At 72.8% G+C, this 26,489-nt stretch carries 25 protein-coding genes, 1 tRNA gene and 1 pseudogene; 15 read left to right on the top strand and 12 right to left on the bottom strand.

The window, feature by feature from the left end; translation table 11 throughout:
• Positions 1-210 precede the first annotated feature (210 nt).
• Positions 211-705 carry an SUKH-3 domain-containing protein gene (locus tag MXD57_RS01435; RefSeq protein ID WP_250399389.1) on the top strand — a complete coding sequence of 165 codons (495 nt, stop codon included), beginning with the start codon at positions 211-213 and terminating at the stop codon, positions 703-705.
• Between the two features lie 46 nt (positions 706-751).
• Here MXD57_RS01435 and MXD57_RS01440 read toward each other — a convergent pair whose 3' ends face one another.
• Positions 752-2,065 (bottom strand): sensor histidine kinase, encoded by a 1,314-nt coding sequence (locus MXD57_RS01440; RefSeq protein ID WP_250399390.1) that lies wholly within the window; start codon positions 2,063-2,065, stop codon positions 752-754.
• Between the two features lie 179 nt (positions 2,066-2,244).
• On the opposite strand from MXD57_RS01440, the pseudogene MXD57_RS01445 reads away from it, so the two are divergent.
• From MXD57_RS01445 to MXD57_RS01480, 8 genes and pseudogenes are all read left to right on the top strand, one after another.
• A pseudogene (locus tag MXD57_RS01445) lies at positions 2,245-2,424 on the top strand (hypothetical protein); the annotation flags it as partial.
• A gap of 8 nt (positions 2,425-2,432) precedes the next feature.
• Positions 2,433-2,505: transfer RNA gene (locus tag MXD57_RS01450), tRNA-Gln, on the top strand.
• Positions 2,506-2,620: 115 nt separating this feature from the next.
• Positions 2,621-4,069, top strand: coding sequence for a bifunctional UDP-N-acetylglucosamine diphosphorylase/glucosamine-1-phosphate N-acetyltransferase GlmU (gene glmU / locus MXD57_RS01455; RefSeq protein WP_250399391.1), 1,449 nt, complete (start codon positions 2,621-2,623; stop codon positions 4,067-4,069).
• Between the two features lie 141 nt (positions 4,070-4,210).
• Positions 4,211-5,191, top strand: coding sequence for a ribose-phosphate diphosphokinase (locus tag MXD57_RS01460; RefSeq protein ID WP_250399392.1), 981 nt, complete (start codon positions 4,211-4,213; stop codon positions 5,189-5,191).
• A 203-nt stretch (positions 5,192-5,394) separates the two neighbouring features.
• The gene (locus tag MXD57_RS01465) at positions 5,395-5,994 is read left to right on the top strand and encodes a 50S ribosomal protein L25/general stress protein Ctc (RefSeq protein WP_250399393.1); all 600 of its coding nucleotides are present in this window, start codon (positions 5,395-5,397) and stop codon (positions 5,992-5,994) included.
• A 70-nt stretch (positions 5,995-6,064) separates the two neighbouring features.
• The gene (pth, locus tag MXD57_RS01470) at positions 6,065-6,667 is read left to right on the top strand and encodes an aminoacyl-tRNA hydrolase (RefSeq protein ID WP_250399394.1); all 603 of its coding nucleotides are present in this window, start codon (positions 6,065-6,067) and stop codon (positions 6,665-6,667) included.
• A 52-nt stretch (positions 6,668-6,719) separates the two neighbouring features.
• The gene (locus tag MXD57_RS01475) at positions 6,720-7,220 is read left to right on the top strand and encodes a hypothetical protein (RefSeq protein WP_250399395.1); all 501 of its coding nucleotides are present in this window, start codon (positions 6,720-6,722) and stop codon (positions 7,218-7,220) included.
• A 136-nt stretch (positions 7,221-7,356) separates the two neighbouring features.
• On the top strand, positions 7,357-8,058 hold the full coding sequence (locus MXD57_RS01480; RefSeq protein WP_250399396.1) for a hypothetical protein: 702 nt from the start codon (positions 7,357-7,359) through the stop codon (positions 8,056-8,058).
• Between the two features lie 72 nt (positions 8,059-8,130).
• Here the strand turns inward: MXD57_RS01480 and ppc are convergent, their stop codons facing one another.
• Complete coding sequence (gene ppc / locus MXD57_RS01485; protein WP_250399397.1) at positions 8,131-10,863, bottom strand: phosphoenolpyruvate carboxylase; 2,733 nt, start codon at positions 10,861-10,863, stop codon at positions 8,131-8,133.
• 304 nt (positions 10,864-11,167) lie between these two features.
• Between ppc and MXD57_RS01490 the strand changes: the two genes are divergently transcribed.
• Together MXD57_RS01490 and MXD57_RS01495 are read left to right on the top strand one after the other, a co-directional pair.
• Complete coding sequence (locus MXD57_RS01490) at positions 11,168-12,175, top strand: acyl-CoA desaturase (RefSeq protein WP_250399398.1); 1,008 nt, start codon at positions 11,168-11,170, stop codon at positions 12,173-12,175.
• A complete protein-coding gene (locus MXD57_RS01495) occupies positions 12,172-12,849 on the top strand; it encodes a TetR/AcrR family transcriptional regulator (protein WP_250399399.1) in 678 nt (225 codons plus the stop codon). The genes MXD57_RS01490 and MXD57_RS01495 overlap by 4 nt, the downstream gene beginning before the upstream one ends.
• A 158-nt stretch (positions 12,850-13,007) precedes the next feature.
• Here the strand turns inward: MXD57_RS01495 and MXD57_RS01500 are convergent, their stop codons facing one another.
• Together MXD57_RS01500 and MXD57_RS01505 are read right to left on the bottom strand one after the other, a co-directional pair.
• On the bottom strand, positions 13,008-13,631 hold the full coding sequence (locus MXD57_RS01500; RefSeq protein ID WP_250399400.1) for a hypothetical protein: 624 nt from the start codon (positions 13,629-13,631) through the stop codon (positions 13,008-13,010).
• A 125-nt stretch (positions 13,632-13,756) separates the two neighbouring features.
• Positions 13,757-16,015 carry an MMPL family transporter gene (locus MXD57_RS01505; protein WP_250399401.1) on the bottom strand — a complete coding sequence of 753 codons (2,259 nt, stop codon included), beginning with the start codon at positions 16,013-16,015 and terminating at the stop codon, positions 13,757-13,759.
• Between the two features lie 272 nt (positions 16,016-16,287).
• Here MXD57_RS01505 and MXD57_RS01510 point away from each other — a divergent pair, with 272 nt between their 5' ends.
• Together MXD57_RS01510 and MXD57_RS01515 are read left to right on the top strand one after the other, a co-directional pair.
• A complete protein-coding gene (locus tag MXD57_RS01510; RefSeq protein WP_250399402.1) occupies positions 16,288-16,974 on the top strand; it encodes a response regulator transcription factor in 687 nt (228 codons plus the stop codon).
• Positions 16,971-18,383 (top strand): sensor histidine kinase, encoded by a 1,413-nt coding sequence (locus tag MXD57_RS01515; protein WP_250399403.1) that lies wholly within the window; start codon positions 16,971-16,973, stop codon positions 18,381-18,383. Before MXD57_RS01510 ends, MXD57_RS01515 begins: the two co-directional genes overlap by 4 nt.
• A gap of 240 nt (positions 18,384-18,623) precedes the next feature.
• Here MXD57_RS01515 and MXD57_RS01520 read toward each other — a convergent pair whose 3' ends face one another.
• Complete coding sequence (locus tag MXD57_RS01520) at positions 18,624-19,439, bottom strand: trans-aconitate 2-methyltransferase (protein ID WP_250399404.1); 816 nt, start codon at positions 19,437-19,439, stop codon at positions 18,624-18,626.
• A gap of 89 nt (positions 19,440-19,528) precedes the next feature.
• Here MXD57_RS01520 and tamR point away from each other — a divergent pair, with 89 nt between their 5' ends.
• On the top strand, positions 19,529-20,026 hold the full coding sequence (gene tamR, locus MXD57_RS01525) for a MarR family transcriptional regulator TamR (protein ID WP_250399405.1): 498 nt from the start codon (positions 19,529-19,531) through the stop codon (positions 20,024-20,026).
• Between the two features lie 34 nt (positions 20,027-20,060).
• Here the strand turns inward: tamR and MXD57_RS01530 are convergent, their stop codons facing one another.
• Positions 20,061-20,834, bottom strand: a complete 774-nt coding sequence (locus MXD57_RS01530) for a LuxR C-terminal-related transcriptional regulator (protein ID WP_250399406.1) — start codon at positions 20,832-20,834, stop codon at positions 20,061-20,063.
• A gap of 264 nt (positions 20,835-21,098) precedes the next feature.
• Here MXD57_RS01530 and MXD57_RS01535 point away from each other — a divergent pair, with 264 nt between their 5' ends.
• The gene (locus MXD57_RS01535; protein ID WP_250399537.1) at positions 21,099-21,554 is read left to right on the top strand and encodes a GNAT family N-acetyltransferase; all 456 of its coding nucleotides are present in this window, start codon (positions 21,099-21,101) and stop codon (positions 21,552-21,554) included.
• Positions 21,555-21,561: 7 nt separating this feature from the next.
• Here the strand turns inward: MXD57_RS01535 and MXD57_RS01540 are convergent, their stop codons facing one another.
• The 6 genes from MXD57_RS01540 to galT form a co-directional block, all read right to left on the bottom strand.
• The gene (locus MXD57_RS01540) at positions 21,562-22,029 is read right to left on the bottom strand and encodes a hypothetical protein (protein ID WP_250399545.1); all 468 of its coding nucleotides are present in this window, start codon (positions 22,027-22,029) and stop codon (positions 21,562-21,564) included.
• Complete coding sequence (locus tag MXD57_RS31440) at positions 22,026-22,148, bottom strand: hypothetical protein (RefSeq protein WP_284504954.1); 123 nt, start codon at positions 22,146-22,148, stop codon at positions 22,026-22,028. The genes MXD57_RS01540 and MXD57_RS31440 overlap by 4 nt, the downstream gene beginning before the upstream one ends.
• Positions 22,149-22,555: 407 nt before the next feature.
• Positions 22,556-23,236, bottom strand: a complete 681-nt coding sequence (locus MXD57_RS01545) for an adenosylcobinamide amidohydrolase (RefSeq protein WP_250399407.1) — start codon at positions 23,234-23,236, stop codon at positions 22,556-22,558.
• 70 nt (positions 23,237-23,306) lie between these two features.
• Complete coding sequence (galK, locus tag MXD57_RS01550) at positions 23,307-24,461, bottom strand: galactokinase (protein ID WP_250399408.1); 1,155 nt, start codon at positions 24,459-24,461, stop codon at positions 23,307-23,309.
• The gene (gene galE, locus MXD57_RS01555) at positions 24,462-25,424 is read right to left on the bottom strand and encodes a UDP-glucose 4-epimerase GalE (RefSeq protein WP_250399409.1); all 963 of its coding nucleotides are present in this window, start codon (positions 25,422-25,424) and stop codon (positions 24,462-24,464) included.
• On the bottom strand, positions 25,421-26,482 hold the full coding sequence (galT, locus tag MXD57_RS01560) for a galactose-1-phosphate uridylyltransferase (protein ID WP_250399538.1): 1,062 nt from the start codon (positions 26,480-26,482) through the stop codon (positions 25,421-25,423). Before galT ends, galE begins: the two co-directional genes overlap by 4 nt.
• Positions 26,483-26,489 lie beyond the last annotated feature (7 nt).

Consider the following 26,489-nt stretch of genomic DNA (forward strand, 5'->3'; position numbering starts at 1 on the left):
GGGGCCCGCACGACGAGGACCACCAGAACGCCCGGCACCGTCCGGCACCGCCCGCACGACGAGGACCACCAGAACGCCCGGCACCGTCCGGCACCGCCCGCACGACGAGGACCACCAGAACGCCCGGCACCGTCCGGCACCGCCCGCACGGCGGGAACCACCGGACCGCCCGGCGCCACCCGCACAGCACGCACGACGATCGAAGGGCAGATGCACCCCGACCGCACCTCCACCACCCGCTTCCCCGTCCCCGTCGACGCCGCCCTGCGCTCCGCCGGCTGGCAGCCCGGGCGCTGGGACATACGGCAGGCGGAGTTCTGGGCCGACACCCTGCGCGAGCACGCCTCTCCCGCCGGGCACCAGCACACCGTCTTCCCCGCGGCCGTCGAGGCCTGGGCCGAGTTCGGCGGACTGCGCATCGCGCCCACCGGCCCCGGCCGCCAGGTCGCCCCCGCGACCCTGCACCTCGACCCCCTGCACGGCCTCCACCTCGCCCGCACCCTCGGCGACCTCGGCCGCGCCCTCGGCACCGAGGTCAGCCCCCTCGGCGAGGAGACCGACACCTCCGCCCTCCTCGCCATCGACGCCGAAGGCCGCGTCTACGCACTCGACCACACCGGCGACTGGTACCTCGGCGCCGACATCGACCAGGCCCTGTCGACCCTCGTCGCCGGTGCCGAGCCCGCCCGCCTCACCACGGCCTGACACCACCCGGCACCCGGGCACCCGGCCCGGCCGGGGACGGCGGCCCTCACACCGCCGGGATCACGGCCGGAATCACCGCCGACACCCGGAATCCCCCCACGTCCGTCGGCCCCGACACGAACACCCCGCCCAGCGCCAGCACCCGCTCCCGCATCCCCACCAGGCCGTTGCCACCCGACGGCAGCCCCGCCGCGGACGCGGACCCGGGCTCCGGCGGCGGCCCGTTCTCCACCTGCATCGCGATCTCCCCGCCCCGGTGCGCGAGCCGCACATACGTCTTCGCGCCGCCCGCGTGCTTGTGCACGTTCGTCAGCGCCTCCTGCACCACCCGGTACGCCGTCTGCTCCACCTCCGCCGCGTACGACCGCACCTCCCCCTCCACCGACAGATCGACCACCATCCCCGCCGCGGCCGACTGCCCCACCAGTTCCTCCAGCTCCGACAGACACGGCCCCTCCTCCTCGGCCGTACCCGCGGCCGCCCGCACCACGGCCACCCCCACCGCCGCCCGCGGCACCACCGCCGCCCGCCGGCCCGCGTCCTCCCCGGCCCGCAGCACCCCGAGCATCTCCCGCAGCTCGGTCAGCGCCTGCCGCCCCATGTCCCCCACCAGCGCGGCGTTCCGCACCGCCTTGTCCGGGTCCTTCCGCGCCACCGCCTGCAGCGCCGCCGCGTGCACCACCATCAGACTCACCCGGTGCGCGACCACGTCGTGCATCTCCCGGGCGATCCGCGTCCGCTCCTCGTTGCGCGCCCACTCGGCCCGCTCCTCCGCCCGCTCCGCGAGCAACTGGAGCTCCCGCTCCAGCGAGTCCGCCCGCTCCCGCAGGCTCTCCATCAACCGGCGCCGCGCGCCCACGTACAGACCGAGCAGTACCGGCGGAGCCGTCAGCCCCAGCGACGTCGCGATCGAGGCGAACGGCACGAACCAGTCGCCCAGCGTCAGATCGCCCCGCGCCATGTCCTGCCGCACCCGAACGAACGTCACGATCATCGTGCCCACCAGCGACATCCCCGCCAGCGCCACGATGATCCGCCGCGGCAGCTCGCACGCCGCCAGCGTGTACAGCCCGACGATGCCCATCAGGAAACCCATCTGGGCCGGCGTGATCGCGATCGCGACCAGCACCACGGCGATCGGCCACTTCCTGCGCACCAGCAGCACCGAGCCGGCGATCAACCCGAACACGATCCCCACGGACACGGGGACACCCGCGTCCCGGGCGAAGGGGATGCCCTCCGCGCCGCACTCCACCGACGACACCAGCGCGAGGCTCCCGTCGAGCACCGCGCTGCGCCACCTGGCCCACCACCACGGGCCGGTCAGGGCCCTGGTGCGCTCTTCCCCCGTCGTGGTCATGCCCCCAGCCTACGGGCGGCGGCCGTGCCATTTCCGGTGACTTTCGCCTACCACCACAGACCACACTCCGCAATCGAATGACACCTGAACCCCCAGCAATCCCTCGAACGACTGAACCTCAGCCGTTCAAACCCGGACCCGATCATTCCGCCCGGACGGTATGCCCGCGGCACATTCACACCATCGAGAAGCACAACCCGAGGACCGTCCGCAAGAACGTGGGTGAGGACTACCGGGGCTGTCTTGTGATCGGCGTTCTGCAGGGAGCGGAGCTGTACCGCCGTATCGACGGCTGGTGGAGGGGCATCGTGAACGGTGTCTCCGGGATCACGGCACCGCCCTCCTCGGGTATGGTCTGAGGCAGCCATCCGCCATGGGGTAACTGGTAGCCCGCGGGCCTTTGAAGCCCTGTAGTGCTGGTTCGAATCCAGCTGGCGGAGCTGCCCCGGTTCGGGCCCTGACAGTACCGTCGGGGCCCGCACTCATATCCGCCACCACCCGCCCCGGTATCCTGCGGCTGTCACCCCCACCCATCCAGAGCCGAAGGGCAACCCCGTGAGCGCCATTCGCCCGGCAGCCGTCGTCGTTCTCGCAGCGGGTGAGGGCACCCGTATGAAGTCGGCCACACCGAAGGTCCTGCACCAGATCTGCGGCCGTTCCCTCGTGGGCCATGTGCTGGCCGCCGCCCGCGAGTTGGATCCGGCGAACCTGGTCGTCGTCGTCGGGCACGCGCGCGAGCAGGTCACGGCGCACCTGGGCGGGATCGACCCCGGTGTCCGCACGGCCGTGCAGGAGCAGCAGAACGGCACCGGGCACGCGGTGCGGATGGGCCTGGAGGAACTCGGCGGACCGGTCGACGGGACCGTGGTCGTGGTGTGCGGGGACACCCCGCTGCTGACCTCGGACACACTGCGGCGGCTCGCCGACACCCACGCCGCCGACGGCAACGCGGTGACGGTGCTGACCGCGGAGGTCCCGGACGCCACCGGTTACGGCCGGATCGTGCGCGACGAGGCGTCGGGTGCGGTGACGGCGATCGTGGAGCACAAGGACGCCTCGGAGGCCCAGCGGTCGATCCGGGAGATCAACAGCGGGGTGTTCGCGTTCGACGGGCGGCTGCTGGCGGACGCGCTGAGGAAGGTGCGGACGGACAACAGCCAGGGCGAGGAGTACCTGACGGACGTGCTCGGGATCCTGCGCGCGGCGGGGCACCGGGTCGGCGCGTCGGTGGCCGGTGACCACCGGGAGATCGCGGGGATCAACAACCGCGTGCAGCTCGCCCAGGCGCGCCGCATCCTGAACGACCGTCTGCTGACGCGGGCGATGCTGGACGGTGTGACGGTCGTGGACCCGGCGTCGACGTGGGTGGACGTGACGGTGACGTTCGAGCGGGACTCGGTGGTGCACCCGAACACGCAGCTGTCGGGTGCGACGCTGATCGGCGAGGGTGCCGAGGTGGGTCCCAACAGCCGGCTGAGCGACACCCGGGTGGGCGCGGGGGCGCGGGTGGACAACACGGTGTCGGACGGCGCGCGGATCGGCGCGGGGGCGTCCGTGGGGCCGTTCGCCTATCTGCGGCCCGGTACGCGCCTCGGCGCGAAGGCCAAGATCGGTACGTACGTGGAGACGAAGAACTCGTCGATCGGCGAGGGGACGAAGGTCCCGCACCTGTCGTACGTCGGGGACGCGACGATCGGCGATTTCTCGAACATCGGTGCGGCGAGCGTCTTCGTGAACTACGACGGCGAGAGCAAGCACCACACGACCGTCGGGTCGCACTGCAAGACGGGGTCGGACAACATGTTTGTGGCTCCTGTCACGGTCGGGGACGGCGCCTACACCGCCGCCGGGTCCGTGATCACGAAGGACGTGCCGCCCGGTTCGCTGGCCGTGGCCCGTGGTCAGCAGCGGAATATCGAGGGTTGGGTGGCTCGCAAGCGTCCCGGGAGCGCGTCCGCGAAGGCGGCCGAGGCGGCGTCCCGGCAGGGTCCTGACGAGGACTGACGGGAAACGGGTGCGCCGAACACGGCGTACCGTGATAAGTGGACGACCGCACCCCTACCAGCCGATTCGGCCTCTCGCGCCCAGCCGAGTGGTGGCCTGGGCAGCCGGCTGGCTTTTAGAGACCTCTGAGGAGACTGTGCTGTGACCGGGATCAAGACGACCGGCGAGAAGAAGATGATGTTCTTCTCCGGCCGCGCCCACCCCGAGCTTGCCGAGGAGGTCGCCCAGCAGCTGGGTGTCGGGGTTGTCCCGACGAAGGCCTTCGACTTCGCCAACGGCGAGATCTACGTGCGCTACCAGGAGTCGGCCCGTGGCGCCGACTGCTTCCTGATCCAGAGCCACACGGCGCCGATCAACAAGTGGATCATGGAGCAGCTCATCATGATCGACGCGCTGAAGCGCGCGTCGGCCCGCTCCATCACCGTGATCGTGCCGTTCTACGGTTACGCGCGCCAGGACAAGAAGCACCGGGGCCGTGAACCGATCTCGGCGCGTCTGATCGCGGATCTGATGAAGACCGCGGGCGCGGACCGGATCCTGACCGTGGATCTGCACACGGACCAGATCCAGGGCTTCTTCGACGGTCCGGTGGACCACCTGTTCGCGCTGCCGCTGCTGGCCGACTACGTGGGCGGCAAGGTGGACCGGGAGAAGCTGACGGTCGTGTCGCCGGACGCCGGCCGGGTGCGGGTGGCGGACCGCTGGTGCGACCGGCTGGGAGCGCCGCTCGCCATCGTGCACAAGCGGCGGGACAAGGACGTCGCCAACCAGGTGACGGTGCACGAGGTCGTCGGTGACGTGCGGGGCCGCATCTGCGTCCTGGTGGACGACATGATCGACACCGGTGGCACGATCTGCGCGGCGGCGGACGCGCTGTTCGCCCACGGTGCGGAGGACGTCATCGTGACGGCGACGCACGGTGTGCTGTCGGGTCCGGCGGCGGACCGGCTGAAGAACTCGCGGGTGAGTGAGTTCGTGTTCACGAACACGCTGCCGACGCCGGGTGAGCTGGCCGGGGACCTGGACAAGATCAAGGTTCTGTCGATCGCTCCGACGATCGCGAGTGCGGTGCGTGAGGTCTTCGAGGACGGGTCGGTGACCAGCCTCTTCGACGAGCAGTGAGGTTTCCGCGGTCCGCCCCGGCGGGCTGCGGAAGATCCTTTTGGATGCGGCCTCCCCCGCCGAGTAGACTGCTGCAGTTGCTCGGCGAGGGAGGCCGTTCCCGTTCTGACGGGGTTCGGCGATCCGTTATCGACGCGCTCTTCGTAGCAGGCCGTTCGTGGCCGGGTGACCACGTCCGTCTCTGTTTCCGAGGAGTGATCAACATGTCCGAGGTGAAGCTCACCGCCGCGACGCGCACCGAGTTCGGCAAGGGTGCCGCCCGTCGTATCCGTCGTGACGACAAGGTTCCCGGTGTCCTCTACGGTCACGGCTCCGAGCCGCTGCACCTGACCCTCCCGGGCCACGAGCTGCTGCTGGCGCTGCGTACGCCGAACGTCCTGATCTCGCTGGACATCGACGGCAAGACCAACGAGCTGGCGATCCCGAAGTCCGTGCAGCGCGACCCGCTCAAGGGCTTCCTCGAGCACGTCGACCTGCTGCTGGTCAAGCGCGGCGAGAAGGTCACGGTCGAGGTCCCGGTGCAGGCCGAGGGTGAGCTGGCCCCCGGTGGCAACCTGCTCGAGCACGTGCTGAACGCGCTGCCGGTCGAGGCCGAGGCCACGCACATCCCCGAGGTCGTCACGGTCTCCGTCGAGGGCCTGGAGGCCGGTGCCTCCGTCCACGCCAAGGACATCGCCCTGCCGTCCGGCGTGTCCCTCGCCGTCGAGGAGGACGCGGTCGTCCTGCAGGTCCTGGCCGCGCAGGCCGAGGAGGCCCCGGAGGGCGAGGAGACCGAGGGCGCCGAAGAGGTCGCCGAGGCCTGATCCTCGTAGTCGTCGTTTCGTCAGCCGCTGTTCCCCGAGGGGGACGGCGGCTGGCGCGTATCAAGGAGACATGGACGTGAGCACTCCCGCAGGTGCCCCCTGGCTGATCGTGGGGCTCGGCAATCCCGGGCCGGAGTACGCCATGAACCGGCACAACGTCGGTTTCATGGTGGTGGACCTGCTCGCCGGGCGGATCGGGGGGAGGTTCAAGCGGGCGGGCAAGGCGCAGGCGCAGGTACTGGAGGGCCGGATCGGTCCGGTGGGACCGGCGAGCCGCCGGGTGATCCTCGCCAAGCCGATGTCGTTCATGAATCTGTCGGGTGGCCCGGTGAACGCGCTGCGGGACTTCTACAAGGTTCCGCCGGCGAACGTCCTCGCGGTGCACGACGAACTGGACATCGACTACGGGGTGCTGCGGCTGAAGCTGGGCGGCGGGGACAACGGCCACAACGGCCTGAAGTCGATGACGAAGGCGATGGGCGCCGACTACCACCGGGTGCGGTTCGGGATCGGCCGGCCGCCCGGGCGGATGCAGGTGGCGGACTTCGTGCTGAAGGACTTCTCCTCGTCGGAGCGCAAGGAGCTGGACTACTTCGTCGACCGGGCGGCGGATGCGGTGGAGTGCCTGGTGACGGAGGGGCTCGAACGGGCGCAGAGCGCCTACAACTCGTGACTTGTCCGCTCTTGGCCCCCACCGGAGTTGACCGGCAGTAGGGGTATGGCCAATGATCCCCGCCATGCCTGCCTCAGCCACCACTGCCCGCCAGGCCTCCGTGACCGCGCTGCGGTTCGGGCGGGTCGCGGCGATGGGCGCCGTCACCGCGCTGATCCTGTTCGCCGGGGTGTGGGGGTCCTGGGGAACCGCGCAGCACGTGATGCTGACCAAGGGACGTGAGCAGGGCACGATCCGGGTCGCGCACTGCTCGGGGGATGTCTGCACCGGTCCGTTCACGCCCACCTCCGCCGGCGCCGAGGCACGCCGCGTGGACATCGCGCGGACGGTAGCGGTGCGCGAGGGGCGGACGTACGACGTGGTCGTGAAGCCGGGGTCGGCCGAGGTGGTGCGGTCGGGTCCGGCGGGCGTGCTGTACGCCTGGGTGCCGTTCGGCGGGGCGCTGCTGCTGGCGTCGGTCGTGGTGGCGGGCGGGCTGCGGTCGACCCGGGCGGCATGGGTGCTGGCCGGGGCCGGCGCGGCGCTGCTGACGGTGGCGTTCGTGTCGCTGTGACCGGGGCGGGGCGTTCTTCACAGTTGTAGGAGCCCTGTGTGTTGTGCGTTCGTGATTGACCGGGCGCCGGGCCGGGCCGGAAGCTGAACCGCCCCCTCCACACCGTCCCGTCCCTGTCGCGTAGATGGACTGCCCTATGCCCACCCCCCTTCGCGTCGGCGTACTGACCGCCGTCGCCTCGGCTGCTCTGTTCGCCGTCCCCGCCGCCGCTCACGCCGCCGCTCCCGGCGACAACGGCACCGTCAAGATCCACGATGCCCGGACCGGCGAGGAGCCGCGCCGCAACGAGCCGCACGTGTGCACGTTCTACCTGGACGCCTTCGGCTTCGACGGCGTCCAGCGGGTCGACTGGCACATCGAGTCCTGGGCCCCGACGGCGTCCGTGAAGGGCGCGACGGTGAAGTCCGGTGCGCTCTCGCTGGACGCGGGCGGCCACGGCCGTACGCAGGACCTGTCCCTGCCGGACGGCCACTACAAGCTGTTCTGGAACTTCGAGGGCGAGAAGGGCGCGGCGAAGCACAAGGTGTTCTGGACGGACTGCGCGGACTCCGCGGGGGGCGCGGGCGCGCCGTCCGGGGCCGCGTCGCCGTCCGCTCCGGTGCCGGGCGCCTCGGCCTCGGCGTCGCCGTCGTCCTCGTCCGGCTCGGAGCCGGGTGCGCCGTCGTCCTCGTCCGGTTCGCCGTCCCCGGCGGTGTCGTCGTCGCCGTCCGCTCAGGGCGCCGGTGGCGACCTGGCGGAGACGGGCAACGGCGCTCCGGTGGGCCTGCTGTCGGCCGGCGCTGCGGCGCTGGTCGGCGCCGGTGGCTATCTGGTGGCCCGGCGGGTGCGGCGCGGCTGACCCGGTGGCGCATACACGGGTGCCCCCGCGGTCGCTGCGACCGCGGGGGCACCCGTGTGTGCGCCGGTGCCGTCAGCCGGTGTTGCGCAGGCCCGCGGCCACGCCGTTGACCGTGAGGAGCAGGGCGCGGGCGAGCAGCGGGTCGGCCGTGGCGCCCGCGGCGGCCGCGTCGCGCTGCCGCCTGAGCAGGGTGACCTGGAGGTAGGAGATCGGGTCGAGGTAGGCGTCGCGGATGGCGAACGTCTGCTTGAGTTCGGGGGCGGCGTCGAGGAGTTCGCCCTCCCCGGTGATCTTGAGGACCTCGCGGACGGTGAGTTCGTGCTCGGCCTTGATGGTGTCGAACACGTGCCTGAGTTCGTCGGGGACGAGGGTGTCGACGTAGTGCTGGGCGATCCGCAGGTCCGTCTTGGCGAGGGTCATCTCGACGTTGGAGACGAAGTTGCGGAAGAAGTGCCACTGCTCGTGCATCTCGTCGAGCACCGTGTCCAGGCCCGCCTCGCGCAGGGCCTTCAGGCCGGAGCCGACGCCGAACCAGCCGGGCACGATCTGCCGGGACTGGGTCCAGCCGAACACCCACGGGATGGCCCGCAGACCGTCGAGCGAGACGCCGGAGCCGGGGCGGCGGGAGGGCCGGGAGCCCAGGTGGAGGTCGGCGAGCTGGTCGACCGGGGTCGACGCGAGGAAGTAGGTCGGCAGGTCCGGGTCCTCGACGAGCCTGCGGTAGGCGGCGTGGGCGGCGTCGGAGACGACGTCCATCGCGGCGTCCCAGCGGGCGAGGGCCTCGTCGGACTGGCGGGGAGCGGTGTGCAGGGCGGAGGCCTGGAGGGTGGCGGCGACCGTCAGTTCCAGGTTCTCCCTGGCGAGGGAGGGGATGAGGTACTTGTCGGAGATGACCTCGCCCTGCTCGGTCACCTTGATCTCGCCCTCCAGGGTGCCCCAGGGCTGGGCGAGGATGGCGTCGTGGGAGGGGCCGCCGCCGCGGCCGACGGTGCCGCCGCGGCCGTGGAAGAGGCGCAGCCGCACGCCGTAGCGGTGGGCGACGTCGCGCAGCCGGCGCTGGGCGCGGTGGATCTCCCACTGGCTGGTGGTGATGCCGCCGAACTTCGAGGAGTCGGAGTAGCCGAGCATGACCTCCTGGACGTCGCCGCGCAGCGCGACCAGGCGCCGGTAGGACGGGTCGGAGAGCATGTCCTCGAGGATGGTGTCGGCGGCGCGCAGCTCGTCCGTGGTCTCCAGCAGCGGCACGATGCCGATCCTGGCCCAGCCGGCGTGCAGGTCGACGAGGCCCGCCTCGCGGGCGAGGACGGCGGCGGCGAAGACGTCGTCGGCGCCCTGGCACATGGAGATGATGTAGGACTCGATGACCTCGGGTCCGAAGATCTCCAGGGCCTTCTTCACGGTCTGGAAGACGCCGAGGGTCTTGGCGCCGGCGGCGTCGACGGGGGCCGGGCTGGGGGCGAGGGGCCTGCGGGAGCGCAGCTCCTTGGCGAGGAGTCTGGCCCGGTAGTCGCGGGGCATGTCGGCGTAGCGCCAGGACTCCTCGCCGAGGCGGTCGAAGAGCTGGCCGAGGGCGTGGTGGTGGGCGTCGGCGTGTTCGCGGACGTCCATGGTGGCGAGCTGGAGGCCGAAGGCGGCGAGGGTGCGGATGGTGCGGGCGAGCCGGCCGTCGGCGAAGAGGGCGCCGCGGTGCTCGCGCAGGGACGTCTGGATGATGCGGAGGTCGGCGAGGAGCTCGCCGGTGCCGAGGTAGTCGCGGCCGTCCTCGTGGGGGGTGCCCTTGGCGAGGCGCTGCTTGGTGTTCTCCAGCTTCTGCCGGATGCAGGTGGCCTTGAGCCGGTAGGGCTCCTCGGCGTTGAGGCGCTTGTAGCGGGGGCTGATCTCGGGAAGCCGTTCGAGGTCGCCGTGCAGGGACTCCAGCAGCTCCTCGGTGGCCCCGGCGTAGCGGATGGAGTTGGAGAGCAGGCCGCGCAGTTCGTCGATCATCTCCAGGGCGTCGTTGATGCCGTGCTCGTGCTGGAGGATGAGGACGTCCCAGGTGACCTGGGGGGTCACGTTGGGGTTGCCGTCGCGGTCGCCGCCGATCCAGGTGCCGAAGGTGAGCGGGCGGGTGGCGTCGGGCAGCCTGACGCCGACGCGCTCGAGTTCGGCCGTGAGGTCCTCGAGGACGTCGCCGACGGCGTCGGCGTGCAGCTCGTCGAGGTAGTAGATGGCGTTGCGGGCCTCGTCGGCGGGTTCGGGACGGACGACGCGCAGCTCGTCGGTCTGCCAGACGAGGTCGATGTTCTCGGCGAGCCGGATGTCGTGGCGGCGGCGGTCGGAGTCGAGGACGGGGGTGTCCAGGAGCGCGGCGACGCGCCGGAGCTTGTTGAGGACGGACCGGCGCGCGGCCTCGGTGGGGTGCGCGGTGAACACGGGGCGGACGTTGAGGTGCTCGACGGTCTGCCGCACGTGGTCGGGATCGGCGTCCTTGAGCCGGTCCGCGGTGCGGGCGAGGAGGCCGCCCTCGGCGGCGCGGCGGGCACGCAGCTCGCGGCCGCGGTGGACCTGCTCGGTGACGTTGGCGAGGTGGAAGTAGGTGGAGAAGGCCCGGACCAGCTTGGCGGCGGTCTCCAGTTCGGTGCCGCGCAGCAGCTCGGCGGCGGCTTCGCCGTCCTCCCGGGTGAGGCGGCGGACCCTTTCCACCAGGTCCAGGAGTTCGGGCCCTTCCTGGCGTACGAGGGTCTCGCCCAGGAGGTCACCCAGCCGGCGGATGTCGGCGCGCAGCTCGCTGCTGGTCGTGGTGGTCTGGTCGTCGGCACTGCTCACAGGTGCGGCTCCTTGCAGTGTTGAAGCTCGTCTGGAGGGAACCCGGACGTCCGCCCGCCGCGCGGCGGGTGCCGCTTAGGGGCCGAGGGGTCCGGGAAGGAATCAGAGCGGACCGCGCTGTCCGACCGACTTCCAGGATAGGTGTCCACTCGGACGCGCAGGCTCTCGGGCTCTTGCCGCGGCACGGCACGCTGACATACTTACGACGCCGTAGGTTACGGGACCGTAGGGAAGGTGGCTCCATCTCCCGCCGGTTCCGGCGGCCCGGCATCTGCCTCGACCCTAGACCCCACAGGGGACGCGCATGACCTCTAGTTCCGATGTGATCGACGAAGCCCACAAGGCCAACGACACCTCCACCTCCTCCGCCACGCTGGGCGGTGAGCAGAAGCGTTCGATCGAGCAGATCACGCTGCTCCTGTTCATCACGGTGCCGTTCCTGGCGCTGGTGGCGGCCGTGCCGCTGGCCTGGGGCTGGGGGGTGAGCTGGCTCGACCTGGGCCTGCTGGTGTTCTTCTACTTCCTGGGGTGCCACGGCATCACGATCGGTTTCCACCGGTACTTCACCCATGGCTCGTTCAAGGCGAAGCGGCCCCTGCGGATCGCGCTGGCGATCATGGGGTCGCTGGCGGTCGAGGGGCCGCTGGTGCGCTGGGTGGCCGACCACCGCAGGCACCACAAGTTCTCCGACGCGGAAGGGGACCCGCACTCGCCGTGGCGGTTCGGGGAGACGGTCCCGGCGTTGATCAAGGGCCTGTGGTGGGCGCACATCGCCTGGATGTTCGACGAGGAGCAGACACCGCAGGAGAAGTACGCCCCGGACCTGATCAAGGACGGGGCGATCCGCGCGATCTCCCGCCAGTTCGTGCTGTGGACGGCCGTGTCGCTGACGCTGCCGCCGCTGATCGGCGGTCTGGTGACGATGTCCTGGTGGGGCGCGTTCACCGCGTTCTTCTGGGGTTCACTCGTCCGGGTGGCGCTGCTGCATCATGTGACATGGTCGATCAACTCGATCTGCCACGCGGTGGGCAAGCGGCCGTTCAAGTCGCGCGACCGTTCGGGCAACGTGTGGTGGCTGGCGGTCCTGTCCTGCGGCGAGTCCTGGCACAACCTGCACCACGCCGACCCGACCTCGGCGCGGCACGGCGTGATGCGCGGCCAGATCGACTCCTCCGCGCGGATCATCCGCTGGCTGGAACTGCTCGGCTGGGCGTACGACGTGCGCTGGCCGTCACGCTCGCGTATCGATTCGCGGCGCAACACCGGTGAGGGCGACTCCCGGCTCCGGAAGGAAGCAGCCGAGGCGGCATGATTGACGCCGTGGCGACCGACTCCAGCAGCACTCCCAGCAACGACAAGCAGCGGCGGACCCGCCGGACCCGGATGACCGGCGCCGAGCGCCGCCAGCAGCTACTGGAGATCGGTCGCACCCTGTTCGCGGCGAAGGGTTTCGAGGGCACGTCGGTGGAGGAGATCGCGGCGAAGGCCGGGGTGTCCAAGCCGGTGGTGTACGAGCACTTCGGCGGCAAGGAGGGGCTGTACGCGGTGGTGGTCGACCGCGAGATGCGGCGGCTGCTGGACATGGTGACCGGCTCGCTGACCGCCGGGCACCCGCGTGAACTGTGCGAGCAGGCGGCCTTCGCGCTGCTGGACTACATCGAGGAGTACACGGACGGATTCCGCATCCTGGTCCGCGACTCCCCCATCCCCCAGTCGACCGGGTCCTTCGCCTCCCTCATCTCGGACATCGCCACTCAGGTGGAGGACATCCTGGGCCGCGAGTTCAAGTCCCGCGGCTTCGACCCGAAGCTGGCCCCGCTGTACGCCCAGGCCCTGGTCGGCATGGTCGCGCTGACCGGCCAGTGGTGGCTGGACGTGCGCCGGCCGAAGAAGGCGGAGGTCGCGGCGCACCTGGTGAACCTGGCCTGGCACGGACTGGACGGCCTGGAGCAGAAGCCGCGGCTGATCGGACACCGGAAGGCCTGAGGGCGCTCGACCCCGGTGCCGCCGTCGCCCGAGGTCCCCGCGGGGGGCGCACCCCGGCCGACGCGGCACCGGGGTCCGGTTCCGCTGTCGCCGGGCGGGTGTCCCGGCGGCGGTGTGCTCCGGAGGATCGGGCGCGGGCGGTCCGGTGAACCGGTCCGTCAGCGCAGGGCCACGTCGTCCGCGCTGAGGACGACCACCAGTCCGCCGGAGGTAACCCGGAGCTCGGCGAGCGGCAGGGCGGTCGCGGTCTGCCGCGCCGACTGCCCACGCAGGGCTTCCTCGATCCTGCTGGTGATACCGGCGGGCGCGGGCCGTCCCATGATCCGGGCGTCGTCCAGCGTGAGGACGACCTTGCCGCCGGAGAGGGCGGGCCGGACGGTCAGGGTGCCCAGCCCGCCCTGCACCGTGATCACCAGGGTGCCGGACGAGGGATCGGGCCGCACCCCGGACACCGCCAGCCCCGGCGCGGACTGCTGCAGGGCACGCGCGACGGCTTCCGGCGGAACGGTGATGCTGCCCCGTATCCGGTCGGCGTGGGGTGAGCCCCCCAGTTCCAGGCCGGTCAGCCGGAGGTCGACGGTGGCTCCGTCGATCCGGCCCAGTCGTGCCGAGTCGCCCGTCACCGTGGCCGCGTTCAGCCTGCCCCGCGCGAGCGCGAGCAGCGCCGAGCCGTCCAGGTCCACCTCGTTGTCGCCGATCCGAGCCCGCAGCCGGTCGGAGATCCGCTCCTCGACCAGGCGTGCCGCGAGGAGCTCCGCGCTGCCGGTGAGGAGGACCAGCACGACCGCGCCCAGCGCCAGCCACCTGGTCCAGGACCGCCGCCGCGGTACCCGCGCCCGGGGCCCGCGCGTGGACGGGTCACGCGCGCCGCGGCCCGGCGCCGCGGCCGCCGGTCCCGACGGGGCCCTCACCGCGACCGCCCCGGGGAGGGTGCCGTCGCCCCGGCCGGGCGGGGCGTGCTCCGCGGACCCTCCGGATCGAGGCGCGGCAGGATCCGGTCCAGCCGGCGCGGGATCCACCAGTTGGCCTCGCCGAGCAGGTACATGGCGGCGGGTACCAGCAGCAGCCGCACCACGGTGGCGTCCAGGACGACGCTGACGCCCAGGCCCAGGGCCAGCATCTTGATGATCACGTTGGTCGACAGCAGGAAGGCGAGGAAGACGCTCGTCATGATCAGCGCGGCACACGTGATGACCCGTGCCGTGCTCGCCAGGCCGATGGCCACGCTGCGGTGGTTGTCACGCGTCTCCAGCCAGGTCTCCCGTACCCGGGACAGGAGGAAGATCTCGTAGTCCATGGAGAGGCCGAAGACGATCGCGAACATCATCATCGGGACGTACGACTCCACCGGCACGGCCTGGTCGACGCCGAGCAGTGCCGTTCCCCAGCCCCACTGGAAGACCGCGACCAGCACACCGAAGGAGGCGGTGATCGACAGGAGGTTCAGCACGGCCGCCTTGAGCGCGACCAGAGGGCTGCGGAACACCGTCAGCAGGAGCACGAGGGCAGCCGCGACCACCACGCCCACCACCACGGGCAGCCGGCCGGCGAGGATGTCCCGGAAGTCCTCCTGGGCGGCGGTGGTGCCGGTGAGGTATCCCGTCGCGCCCTCGGGGGACAGGACCTCGGGCAGCACGTCGTCCCGCAGGCGGTGCGCGAGGTCGGTGGTCGCCTCTTCCTGGGGCCCGGTGTCCGGGGTGACGCCCGCGACCAGCAGTGCGCCGTCCCGGGTGGAGGTCGGCCGAGTGGCCGAGGCGACCCCCGGCGTGTGGACGAGCTTGTCGTACAGGGCGTCGGCGAGATCGTCGCGCCGTCGGCCGGTCGTGGCCCGGTCCTTGTCCAGGGTGACGACGACGGTCAGTTTCCCGTTCGCGCCCGCCCCGAAGCCGTCGGCGATCAGGTCGTAGGCGCGGCGTTCCGTGTAGGAGGTGGGAGACGCGCCGGCGGCGACGTGCCCGAGCCGCATGGACGCGGCGGGCACCGCCAGGACGCCCAGGAGGACGAGCCCCAGCAGCAGGAACGTCCACGGGCGGCGGCGGATGACGGCGGCCCAGCGGTGCCACACGTCGCCGTCGTCGGGTTCGTCCACGGGCGTGCGTACGTGCCAGCGGTCGACGCGCCGGCCGGCCAGCCCCAGCAGCGCGGGCGTCAGGGTGAGCGCGGCCGCCGCGCCGGCGAGGACGGTCGTCCCGGCGGCCACCCCCATCGCACCGATGAAGTGCACCCCTGAGGCGAAGAGCCCGGCGAGGGACAGGGTCACCGTGAGCGACGCCACCAGTACGGCGCGGCCGCTGGTGGCGACGGTTCGTGCCGCCGCCTCGACGGGGCTGTCGGCGGTGTGCAGCAGTTTGCGATGCCGGGTGACGAGGAAGAGCGAGTAGTCCAGGCCGACGCCCAGTCCCATCATCACCGCGAGGGTCGGCGCGGCCGTCCCGAAGGAGAACTCGGCGGCGAGCAGGGCGAGCGCGCTCAGCCCGGTGAGCAGCCCGACGACCGCGGTGAGCAAGGGGAAGCCGGCGGCGGCGACACTGCCGAAGCCGAGCAGCAGCACGACCACCGCGGTGCCGACACCGATGAGTTCGGAGGTGCGGTCGGCGGCCGCGGGCCTGGCGAGCTGGCCGAGTGGACCGCCGTACTCCACGGTGACGCCGTCGTCGCGCAGGCCCCGCACCGCGTCGTCGACCCGGTCGACGTACGACTTCTCGAACTGCGCGGGGTTCTCCCGGAACCGGACGGTGTAGTAACCCGTCCGGCCGTCGTCGGTGACCGCTTCGGGCACGTCGAGGGGTGACGCCACGGACACGGCGTCGGGCAGGTCGGCGAGGCGCCGTCCGGCGGCGGACAGCTCCTCCCGGTGCGCGGTGAGCGTGCCCTCGTCGGAGCGGACCACGATCTGCGCGGCCACGCCCCGCAGTCCTGCCCCGCCGTGGGCGTCGAGCAGGTCGGCACCGGTGCTCGACGGGGTGCCCGACAGGTTGAAGTCGTCGGCGTAGGAACCGCCCCAGGAGCGGTCGGCGGCCAGCGCGGCCAGCAGGACGACGAGCCAGACGGCGATCACTCGCCAGGGGCGGGCCGCGCAGGCACGGCCCACGCCGTACAGCAGCCCGCCGCGTGCCGGGCCGGCGCCGGTGCGCTGTGCCGTGGGGGCCTTGCAGGAGAGTCGCATGCCTTCTTCCCGGGGATGGGGGAGGGGAGCAGCCGTCGCGCCGCGCCGGAGGACGCTGCGCGGCTCCGGCACCGGGCTGCGGACCGCACCGGGTACGGCTTCGATCATGGGCCGCGGATACGTGGGGATCGTTGGCGCCGTGTTAGGGGACTGTTAGGGCGGCCCGCCCCGCCCGGCGGCTCCCGGGAGGACACGGGCCCCGCCGCTTAGGATGCCGTCAGGCCGACCCCGCGCGCGGGCCCGGAGACGATCGGCGGCGGACGGAGGCGGGCATGCGCGCTGACAACGGACTCGTGCTGATCGTCGAGGACGACCGGAGCATCGCCTCGCTCCAGGAGCTCTACCTGGCCCGGGACGGCTTCGGCACCCATGTCGAGACCGACGGCCTGCGGGGCCTGGACGCCGTCGAGCGCCTGCGTCCGGTGGCGATCGTCCTGGACGTGGCCCTGCCCGGGCTGAACGGCGTGACCTTCTGCCGGCGGCTGCGCGAGCGCGACGACTGGACGCCCGTGCTGATGGTGACGGCGCGCGGCGACGAGTCCGACCGCATACTCGGTCTGCAGCTCGGCGCCGACGACTACATCACCAAGCCGTTCTCCCCGGGCGAGCTGGTGGCACGGATCCACACGGTGCTGCGCCGCACCCAGGGTCCGCCCGGCGGCCGTACCCATGTGGTCGGCGTCCTGCGGGTGGACGCGGCGCGGCGCACGGTGCACCGCGCCGGGGACGAGGTGGAACTGACCGCCACCGAGTTCAACCTGCTCGAGTACCTCCTGGAGCGCCGCGGCCGCGTCTTCAGCCGGCGGCAACTGCTGGCGCAGGTGTGGGGCGACGACTCCTACCGTGATCCTCGCGTGGTGGACGTCTACGTCTCCCAGTTGCGGAGCAAGCTCGGCGACGCGAGCCCCATCCGCACCGTACGCGGGGTCGGGTACGGCGCCACGGACACCGCCGGATGACCGGAACCCGCTCACGGATCCGCCGCAGGAGCGGGCTCGCCGGGGAACTGGCCGCTCTGGCGGCGGTCGTGACCACGGTGGCCGTCCTGCTGACCGCTCTGGTGGCCTGGCACACGCTTCGGGAGGCCGCCGAGGCCCAGGAACGTGACCAGATGGCCCGGCAGGCGAAGGTGCTCGGCCGGGTACCCGCCCTGTCGACGCTCCTGTACGAGAAGGAGCAGCAGATCGCCGGGGTCAACGGCCAGATCGCCGTGCTGGACCGGACCGGCGTGCTGAGCGGTCCGGCCGCCCCCGCGCTGACCTCGGCCCAGCGTGACGTCCTGCTGGCGGGCAGGCCGCTGTCGTCGAGCGGCGAACTCGACGGGGAGGAGGTCCTCGTCGAGGGCCGTCCGGCCCGCCTCGGCGGTGCGATCGTGCTCACGCGGCCGCTGACCGACGTCGACGCGGCGACCGCCCGGATGCGCCGGAACCTGCTCCTGCCGCTCGGTGTCGGACTGGTCGGCGCGGTGGTCTCGGGGGCGGCGCTGGCCCGCCGCCTCGCCGGGCCGCTCGGCCGTGCGGTGGGCATCGCCTCCCGGTTGGCCGCCGGAGAGCGGGGGGTGACCGACCCCGACCCCGCCGGCGCTCCCGGTCCCGCCGAGGTGGTGGAGCTGGGGCGCGCCCTGGGCGTGCTGGACTCGGCGCTGGAGCACGAGGAGCGCCGGCAGCGGGACTTCCTGCTGTCGATCTCCCACGAGATCCGCACGCCGCTGACCAGTGTCCTGGGATACGCCGAAGCGCTCGCCGACACCGTCGTACCGCCGGAGCGGCTGCCTGAGGTGGGCCGGATCCTGCGGGCCGAGGCGCGGCGCCTCGACCGGTTCCTGGGCGACCTGCTGGACCTCGCGGGCCTGGAGGCCGGGGACTTCCGGCTGGATGTGGCGGACGTCGATCTCGACGCGCTGGTGCGGGAGGCGGCGACGGCCTGGCAGGAGCGCTGCGCACGGCACGGCGTCGAGTTCCGGCTGGAGCACCCCGGGCGGCCGGTGACGCTGCGGACCGACGGTTTCCGGGTCCGCCAGCTCGCGGACTGCCTGCTCGCGAACGCCCTTCGTCTCACTCCGGAGGGGAGTCCCGTGGTGCTCGCGCTGCACTCCGGGGAGGGCGGTGTGCGGGTGGAGGTGCGGGACGGCGGGCCCGGCCTGACGCAGGACGACGTCGCGGTGGCATTCGAGCGGGGCGTGCTGCACGACCGCTACCGCGGCCTGCGCCCGGTCGGCACAGGACTGGGGCTGGCCATCGCGCACCGCCTGGCCGGCCGGCTGGGCGGCACGATGACCGTTCTGGCGCACGGCCCCGAAGGCGGCGCGGTGTTCTCCCTGAACCTGCCGGTGGACACCGGCCCGGGCGGGGTCGGCCGCGTGACGTGACCGGCTGTGGGCGCGCCCTTCCCGCGCGTGGTGCACTCCCCCTCCGGGCCGCCGCCGGCCGTGACCGGCCACCGCGCGGGCGGGCGGCCCCTTCCTGCCCGTCCGCCCCCGTGCCGGCCTCGCCCCGCCCGGCCCCGCCGGCCGGCGGGAGCGCCCGGCGGCCGACCGCCGTGCCCCGCGGCGCGGCCCGGGGGCCCGCGGAGGACCGCGGTGGACGTGGACGACCGCGACGAGCAGGTGTCACTCCCCCTTCTTCACGGCGACCGCGAACAGCCTGCGGAACGGCAGGACCGTGCCGTACGGCGCGCTGGGGTAGGCCGCGCGCAGCAGGTCGCGGTACTCGGTGACGAAGGCGTCGCGGGCCTCGGGGTCGTCGGCGAGCGCGGTCAGGGCGGGGCGCAGTCCGGTGCCCCTGACCCAGTCGAGGACGGGGTCCTCCCCGGTCAGGACGTGCAGGTAGGTCGTCTGCCACACGTCGGCCGCGCAGCCGAGGCGGGCGAGGCGGTCCAGGTAGGCGCCGGGGGTGTGCACGGAGTCCTCGTGGCGCAGGACGCCGCCGAGGAGGGGCTTCCAGCGGGGGCCGGCGGCGAGTTCGCGCATCAGGGCGTGCAGGGGGGCGTCGATGTTGTCGGGCACCTGGAAGGCGAAGGTGCCGCCGGGCGCCAGGCCCGCGATCCAGTCGGCGAAGCGGTCGGCGTGGCCCGGCACCCACTGCAGGGTGGCGTTGGAGACGATCAGGTCGTACGGCTCCCCGGGTGTCCAGGTGCGGGCGTCGGCGTGGGCGAAGTCGAGCCGGCCGCCACCGGCCGTGGGGCCCTCGTGGTCGACGTGCGCCTTGTCGAGCATCTCGGGCGAGTTGTCGTATCCGGTGATGTGGGCGGTGGGCCAGCGTCCGGCGAGCAGGGTGGTGACGTTGCCGGGGCCGCAGCCGAGGTCGGCGACGCGGGGCCGGTGGGAGGGGAGGTCCGGGACACGGGCGAGGAGATCGGCGAAGGGCCGGGCGCGGTGGCCGGCGTGACGGAGGTACTGGGCGGGGTCCCAGGCGGGTGTCGTCATACGCCTCACTCTTCCGGGAAGTTTGTCTCGATGTCAAGAGACTCGACATCAAGAGACTTCACGTCGACACAACCACTACACTGATCTCCATGGAGGACGAGGTCGATCGGCTGGTCGCAGCGTGGCGCCGGGAGCGCCCGGACCTCGACGTGGAGCCGCTCGAGGTACTCAGCCGGGTGAGCAGACTGGCCCGGCACCTGGACCGCGCGCGCCGGCTCGCCTTTTCCGAGCACCAGCTCGAACCGTGGGAGTTCGACGTGCTGACCGCCCTGCGGCGGGCGGGAACCCCCTATCAGCTCTCCCCCGGGCAACTGCTGACGCAGACCCTGGTCACCTCGGGCACGATGACCAACCGGATCGACCGGCTCGCCAAGAAGGGCCTGGTGGAGCGGCTGCCCGACCCGAGCGACCGGCGGGGCGTGCTGGTCCGGCTCACCGACACCGGCCGGGACCGCGCGGACCAGGCACTGGCGGGCCTGCTGGAGCAGGAGCGGGCCATCCTCGCCGAGCTCTCCCGCACCCAGCGCGCAGAACTCACGGGCCTGCTCCGCCAGTTGACCGCCCCGTTCGACAACATCCCCGGCTGAGGGCCCGCCGGGCGGATCGACTCACCCGAGTCGATCAGGCACTGCTGCTCTCCTCCACCCCGATCCGCCCGGCAGGTGCCAGGTCGACCGGCCCCACTCCCGCCCGGCGGGCGAGGGCGACGGCGGCGAGGGTCGAGTGGACGCCGAGTTTGCCCAGGACGTTCTGCATGTGTGTGCGCACGGTGTGCGGGGAGAGGAACAGCCGCTCGGCCACGGCCTTGCGGCCGAGTCCCGCGACCATGCACCGCAGCACTTCCCGCTCCCTCGGGGTCAGCGACTCCACCAGCCGCTCGCTCTCGGTGCGGTGCTTGCGGGTGGCCGTCAGCTCCTTGAGGACGCCGGTGAGCAGCGCCGGCGGCAGATGCGTCTCGCCGCGCAGCACGCCCCGGATCACCGTCAGCAGCCGGGACAGCGAGCAGTCCTTGGCGACCCAGCCGGAGGCACCGGCCTGCAGGGCGAGTGCGGCCCGCCGGGGATCGTCCTTCTCGGCGAGGACCACCGTCCGCACCCCCGGCTGGGCCGAGCGGACGCCCGCGACCAGCGTGATCCCGTCGACCAGCCCGTCGGCGTCACCGTCGTGCACGGGCACGGCCGGGCGGCCGCCGGTCAGGGTGCCGCCCAGGTCGGCGTCCACGAGGAGGACGTCGTAGCGGCGGCCCTCGGCGGCCGCGCGCTCCAGACAGCGCAGCGCGGCCGGGCCGCTGCCCGCGGCGAGGACGTCGACGTCGGGCTCGGCGGCCAGCGCGGCCGCGAGCGACTCGGCGAAGATACGGTGGTCGTCGACGACCAGCACTCGGATGCGAACCACGAAACCCCCTTCCCCAGGCTCCGCTCGGAGCAGGGGACAACCAAGGTCCGGAGAACGACGACCCGCGCGGACCCGACACCTGTGGTGCGAAACGCCGACCGCACGGCCGCCGCCGTTGCGGACACTGCTACCCCCACCGCGGGCGCCGTACCCGTCCGTCTCGCCCCCTGATCGGCACCGGCCCCCACCGGCGCTTGCTCCACAGAGTACGGATGCGGGCACGCAGCGGAAGTGGATTTGCAGAACTGGCCGTCCGGCACGTTTATGGTGTGCCGCATGTTTCGTATTGAGGCGGAAGTCGACAAAGGCCGACGCGATCTGCTCCGCTCCCGGCTGCGGGACACCAACACGGCGGCGTCCCCGGTCCTCGCGGCCCTGCGCGGGACTCCCGGCGAGCGCGACACCCCGCTGCACGTGTGGGCGCTGGACGAGGCGGGGGAGCTGGCCGGCGGCCTGGTCGGCCACACCTGGGCCACCTGGCTGCACGTCACCTATCTGTGGGTGGACACCCGCCACCGCGGCGCGGGCCTCGGCTCCCGCCTGCTGGCCCACGCCGAACTCATCGCCCGCACGGACCGCGCCTGCGCCGCCGCCCGCCTGGAGACCTGGGACTTCCAGGCCCCGGACTTCTACCGGAAGCAGGGCTACGACGTGGTGTGCGTGATCCCCGGCTATCCCCCGGGCCTCACGGAGTACACCCTGACGAAACGGCTCGCCTGACGCCGGGTCACCCGTGGGCCGACGGCGGCGGAGGGGGCGGAGGCGGATACGCGGGCCGGGGCGGGATCCTGGGCCGGGGCGGCCCCACCGGCCCGGGCGGCCGCGGCTCCAGCGACCGCCTGGGCCGGGGCGCGGCCGGCCGGTGGACGAGGGGCGGCGGCGGACCCGGCGGGGGCGGCGGAGGCGGCAGCGGCTCACCGTCCGCGAGCACCGGCCCACCCGCCCGCAGCCGCTCAACGGTCAGCTCGGCCCGGCGCCGGGCCCGGGGGTCGTCGTCGCGCCGGAAGACCAGCCGCACGGTGACGGGAGCCGGAAGGCCGAACACCAGGCCCGGGCCCCGGGTCCGCTCGGCGCGGATCAGCTCGTAGCCCAGCGCGTGGGCGATCGGCTCGGCCCGCGCCCGCAGCGAAGCCCCGCCACTGATCTCGACCTGCCCCTGCCCGTCGAAGCGGGACCGGATCTCGTCGTTCCTCATCCGCGGTCCACATAACGCGGCAACGCGGCGGGGAAACGGCGGGGCGTTCGGCATTCGGCCAGGTCGTACGCGTGCACGGCGAGCTGGTAGGCGAAGTCGTCCCACTCCTCCCAAGCCATGTCCGGTCTCCCCGTTCTTCCCCACGCACACCGGCTGATGTGACGGCCGTGCACTTTACCGGCCCCAAGTGCCGGGCCGGGCAGCGTGCTTCGGCGCCGAGTCGCGATGGCCGAAAGTCGGCCCGCCCCGGCTCATGAGCAGTCCCCCCGTCCCAGGCGCAGCATCGGGCAAGCCGGCGGATTCGCTCTTCCGGGCGCCCCGGTCCGTGGAGAGATCGGCCGCAACGACGGCCGCCCCGCCTCCTCGTCACGAGCCGTCCGTCAAGACTCCCGGACCGGGCGGAGCCCCGCGGCGGGGTCATGCGGTGACGGTGGTCCCGCAACCGCCGGTGCAGGGGCCGCTGATGTCACGGGGCCTGCCGGCCCCGGTGTGAACGCCGGGGCCGGTTCGGCGGCTGCCGTCGGCGTCACCCGGTCGCCACGGCCTCGCCCACCGCCCGGTGCACCGCCCGGGCCAGGCGGGCGCCCCACAGGGAGCGGGGGCCCGCGAAGGGGTGGAGGGGGGTGCCGGGAGCCGGGGTGCGGGAGGCCACGCAGACGGCGTCCGTGGGGGTGCCGGAGCAGTCGTGGCCGGCGTCGAGCAGGGCCTGGACCTTGGCTTCGGTGGCGGTCGCGACCGCGTTGACCAGGGCGGCGTCGGTCAGTGCCACGGGGAGGACCGCGACGATGTTGATGGTGCCGGGCTGCGCGGGCAGCGCGGTGCCCTCCGCCGGGGTCGCGGCCCAGCCGCGCACGCTGATTCCGGCCGTGACGACCGCTTCCGCCCCGCCGTCCCGCGCACGGCCGGGGCGGGAGACGTCGGCGGCCGTCATCAGGCCGACGCCCGGTCCGGTGGCACCCGCACCGGCGGCCAGTTCGGCGAGGTGGCGGTCCGGGTCGGTACGCCGGTAGCCGTGCGCCACCTGGGCGTTGAGGACCCAGTCGCGCTCGCCGATGCCGCCGCCGAGAACGGCGCTGCTGATCATCCGCCACCCCGGGCCCGCCCGCCACAGCAGTGCGTGCAGCCGCTCACCGTCCTCGAAGCGGGTCAGCAGCCGCACGCTGCGCGGTCCGGTGGTCGTGGCGGACGGGGGAAGGACGGCGGTCACCGGTTCTTGGCTCCTCGGGGTGGGAACCGGCCGATCGTATCCGGGCCGGTGCCGCCGCCCCGGCCGGCCGTCAGCCCAGCCTGCGCGCTCCCGGCGAGGGGACCGCCTCGAAGACCCGCGGGGCCGTGCGGCCGGCCGCGGCGAAGGCCTCGTGCACCGCCTTCGTCACCGTGTCCACGTCCGCCACCTCCGCCAGGACGATCGCCGAGCCGCCGAAGCCGCCGCCGGTCATCCGGGCGCCCAGGGCGCCGGAGGCCAGGGCCGTGTCGACGACCAGGTCCAGCTCCGGGCAGGAGACGCGGAAGTCGTCGCGCAGCGAGGCGTGGCCCTCGGTGAGGACCGGTCCGATGGCCCGGGTCTCACCGGAGCGCAGCAGGCTGATGGTCCGTTCGACCCGCTCGTCCTCGGTCACCACGTGCCGGACCAGGCGGACCACCTCCTCGTCGTCACCGAGACGGGCGAGGGCCGCGTCGAGGTCGGCGTACGGGACGTCGCGCAGGGCGTCGACGCCGAGCAGGGCGGCGCCCTTCTCGCAGCCGGCCCGGCGCCTGCCGTACTCGCCGCCGCTGTGGGCGTGTTCGACCCGGGTGTCCACCACCAGCAGGCGCAGGCCCTCGGCGGCCGGGTCGAAGGGCACCTGCCGCTGGGAGAGGTCGCGGGTGTCGAGGAACAGGGCGTGGCCCCGCTCGCAGCAGGCCGAGGCCGTCTGGTCCATGATCCCGGTGGGCGCGCCGACGTAGACGTTCTCGGCGCGCTGGCACAGGCGGGCGAGCTGCCGGCGCTGCAGGCCGAGGTCGTACAGGTCGTTCAGGGCCAGGGCGACGACGACCTCCAGGGCGGCGGAGGAGGACAGGCCGGCGCCGGTGGGGACGGTGGAGGCGAGATGGATGTCGGCGCCCGTGACCTGGTGGCCGGCCTCGCGCAGCGCCCAGACGACACCCGCCGGGTACGCCGTCCAGTTCTGGTCGCTCCGCGGTGCGAGCGCGTCCGTCCTGAGCTCCACGACCTCGTCGCCGACGTCCGCCGAGTGCAGGCGCAGCACGCCGTCGGTGCGGCGGGAGACCGCGGCCGTGGCCTGGTGCGGCAGGGCGAACGGCATCACGAAGCCGTCGTTGTAGTCGGTGTGCTCGCCGATGAGGTTCACCCGGCCGGGCGCCGCCCACACCCCCTCCGGGGCGGCGCCGTACAGCTCGGTGAAACGCCCGGTGACCTGCTCTGCCCCCATCTACCGCTCCCTCGAGACGTGCTGCGCGAACTCCCAGGCGTCCGCGACGATCCCCGCGAGGTCCGCGCGGGACGGGTTCCAGCCCAGCTTCTCGCGGGCCGTGTCCGCCGAGGCGACCAGCACCGCCGGGTCGCCGCCGCGGCGCGGCGCGACGACCTCGGGGATCGGGTGTCCGGTGACCTTGCGGACGGTCTCGACGACCTCGCGGACGGAGAAGCCGCTGCCGTTGCCGAGGTTGCAGATCAGGTGCTCGCCCGGCCGGGCGGCGCCGAGGGCCAGCAGGTGGGCCTCGGCGAGGTCGGCGACGTGGATGTAGTCGCGCACGCAGGTGCCGTCGGGGGTCGGGTAGTCGTCGCCGTAGACGGAGATCGCCTCGCGGCGGCCCTGGGCGACCTGGAGGACCAGCGGGATGAGGTGCGACTCGGGGTCGTGTCGTTCGCCGTAGGCGCCGTAGGCGCCGGCGACGTTGAAGTACCGCAGGGACACCGCGGCCAGGCCGTGGGCGTTCGCCTCGCTGGTGATCATGTGGTCGACGGCGAGCTTGGTGGCCCCGTAGGGGTTGGTGGGCCGCGTCGGGGCGGTCTCCGCGATCGGGACCTGCTCGGGCTCACCGTAGGTGGCGGCCGTGGAGGAGAAGACCAGCTTGCGGACGCCCGCCTCGCGCATCGCGCCGAGCAGCGCCAGGCTGCCGGCGACGTTGTTCTCCCAGTACTTCTCCGGCCTCGTCACCGACTCGCCGACCTGCGAGGACGCGGCGAAGTGCAGCACGCCCCGGTAGGAGGGGTCGAGGCACTTCGCGGCGTCCCGGATGTCACCCTCGACGAACGTGGCACCGGCGGGCACGCCCGCGCGGAAGCCGGTGGAGAGGTTGTCGAGGACGGTGACCTCGTGGCCCGCCTCCAGCAGGTGCTGGGCCACGACGCTGCCGACGTACCCCGCTCCGCCCGTCACCAGGTACTTCATGAACTCGCTACCTCTCGCAGTCGCTCTGCCGCGGCTTCCGGCGGCACGTCGTTGATGAACACGTTCATGCCGGACTCGGAACCCGCGAGGAACTTCAGCTTGCCGGAAGTGCGGCGGACGGTGAAAAGCTCGAGGTGCAGGGCGAAGTCGTCCCGCGTCACGCCGTCGAACTCCTCCAGCGCGCCGAACGGGGCCTGGTGCCAGGCCGCGATGTACGGCGTCGGAGGTTCACCCTCGCCGAAGATTCGGTCGAAGCGCTGCAAGAGTTCCAGATGGAGCTGGGGGAATTCTGTGCGCGCCGCCTCGTCCAGGGCCGGCAGATCGGGCACGCGCCGCTTGGGGTACAGGTGGACCTCGTACGGCCAGTGCGCCGCGTGGGGCACGAAGGCGGCCCAGTGTTCACCCTCAAGGACGACCCGCTCGTCGGCGAGTTCCCGGGCCAGGACGTCGTCGAACAGGTTCCGCCCGCCGGTGGCCTGCTTGTGGGCGGCGAGCGAGCGGAGCATCTGCGCGGTGCGCGGCGTGGTGAAGGGGTAGGCGTAGATCTGTCCGTGCGGGTGCTGCAGGGTCACGCCGATCTCGGCACCCCGGTTCTCAAAACAGAACACCTGCTCGACGGAGGGCAGATGCGACAGCTCGGAGGTGCGGTCCGTCCAGGCGTCCAGGACCAGCCGCGCCTGGTCCTCGGTGAGGCCGGCGAAGGAGGCGTCGTGGTCGGAGGTGAAGCAGACCACCTCGCAGCGGCCGGAGTCGCCGGCGAGCGAGGGGAAGCGGTTCTCGAAGACGGCCACGTCGTACGAGGAGTCGGGGATCTCGCTGAGCCGCTCGCCACGGGTCGGGCACAGCGGGCACTGGTCGGCCGGCGGGTGGTAGGTGCGGCCCTGGCGGTGCGAGGCGACGGCGACCGAGTCGCCGAGCAGCGGGTCGCGGCGGATCTCGGAGGTGGTGACCGTGGCGTCCAGCGGGCGGCGGTCGGCGACGTCCCGCACGGTGTCGTCCCGGAGGTCGTAGTAGATCAGCTCGCGGCCGTCGGCCAGCCGGGTCGAGGTCTTCTTCACGCCGGAC

The sequence above is a fragment of the Streptomyces cellostaticus genome (genome assembly GCF_023630175.1).
GTDB classification, from domain to species: Bacteria; Actinomycetota; Actinomycetes; order Streptomycetales; family Streptomycetaceae; genus Streptomyces; species Streptomyces cellostaticus_A.

Coding starts and splice junctions, on each gene's coding strand:
- MXD57_RS01475 (WP_250399395.1), top strand. CDS start 6,720: ATGATCCCCGCCATGCCTGCCTCAGCCACCACTGCCCGCCAGGCCTCC.
- MXD57_RS01440 (WP_250399390.1), bottom strand. CDS start 2,065: ATGACCACGACGGGGGAAGAGCGCACCAGGGCCCTGACCGGCCCGTGG.
- MXD57_RS01515 (WP_250399403.1), top strand. CDS start 16,971: ATGACCGGAACCCGCTCACGGATCCGCCGCAGGAGCGGGCTCGCCGGG.
- MXD57_RS01535 (WP_250399537.1), top strand. CDS start 21,099: ATGGTGTGCCGCATGTTTCGTATTGAGGCGGAAGTCGACAAAGGCCGA.
- pth (WP_250399394.1), top strand. CDS start 6,065: ATGGACGTGAGCACTCCCGCAGGTGCCCCCTGGCTGATCGTGGGGCTC.
- MXD57_RS01480 (WP_250399396.1), top strand. CDS start 7,357: ATGCCCACCCCCCTTCGCGTCGGCGTACTGACCGCCGTCGCCTCGGCT.
- galK (WP_250399408.1), bottom strand. CDS start 24,461: ATGGGGGCAGAGCAGGTCACCGGGCGTTTCACCGAGCTGTACGGCGCC.
- MXD57_RS01520 (WP_250399404.1), bottom strand. CDS start 19,439: ATGACGACACCCGCCTGGGACCCCGCCCAGTACCTCCGTCACGCCGGC.
- MXD57_RS31440 (WP_284504954.1), bottom strand. CDS start 22,148: ATGGCTTGGGAGGAGTGGGACGACTTCGCCTACCAGCTCGCCGTGCAC.
- MXD57_RS01490 (WP_250399398.1), top strand. CDS start 11,168: ATGACCTCTAGTTCCGATGTGATCGACGAAGCCCACAAGGCCAACGAC.
- MXD57_RS01510 (WP_250399402.1), top strand. CDS start 16,288: ATGCGCGCTGACAACGGACTCGTGCTGATCGTCGAGGACGACCGGAGC.
- MXD57_RS01540 (WP_250399545.1), bottom strand. CDS start 22,029: ATGAGGAACGACGAGATCCGGTCCCGCTTCGACGGGCAGGGGCAGGTC.
- galE (WP_250399409.1), bottom strand. CDS start 25,424: ATGAAGTACCTGGTGACGGGCGGAGCGGGGTACGTCGGCAGCGTCGTG.
- MXD57_RS01505 (WP_250399401.1), bottom strand. CDS start 16,015: ATGCGACTCTCCTGCAAGGCCCCCACGGCACAGCGCACCGGCGCCGGC.
- MXD57_RS01495 (WP_250399399.1), top strand. CDS start 12,172: ATGATTGACGCCGTGGCGACCGACTCCAGCAGCACTCCCAGCAACGAC.
- MXD57_RS01465 (WP_250399393.1), top strand. CDS start 5,395: ATGTCCGAGGTGAAGCTCACCGCCGCGACGCGCACCGAGTTCGGCAAG.
- tamR (WP_250399405.1), top strand. CDS start 19,529: ATGGAGGACGAGGTCGATCGGCTGGTCGCAGCGTGGCGCCGGGAGCGC.
- MXD57_RS01435 (WP_250399389.1), top strand. CDS start 211: ATGCACCCCGACCGCACCTCCACCACCCGCTTCCCCGTCCCCGTCGAC.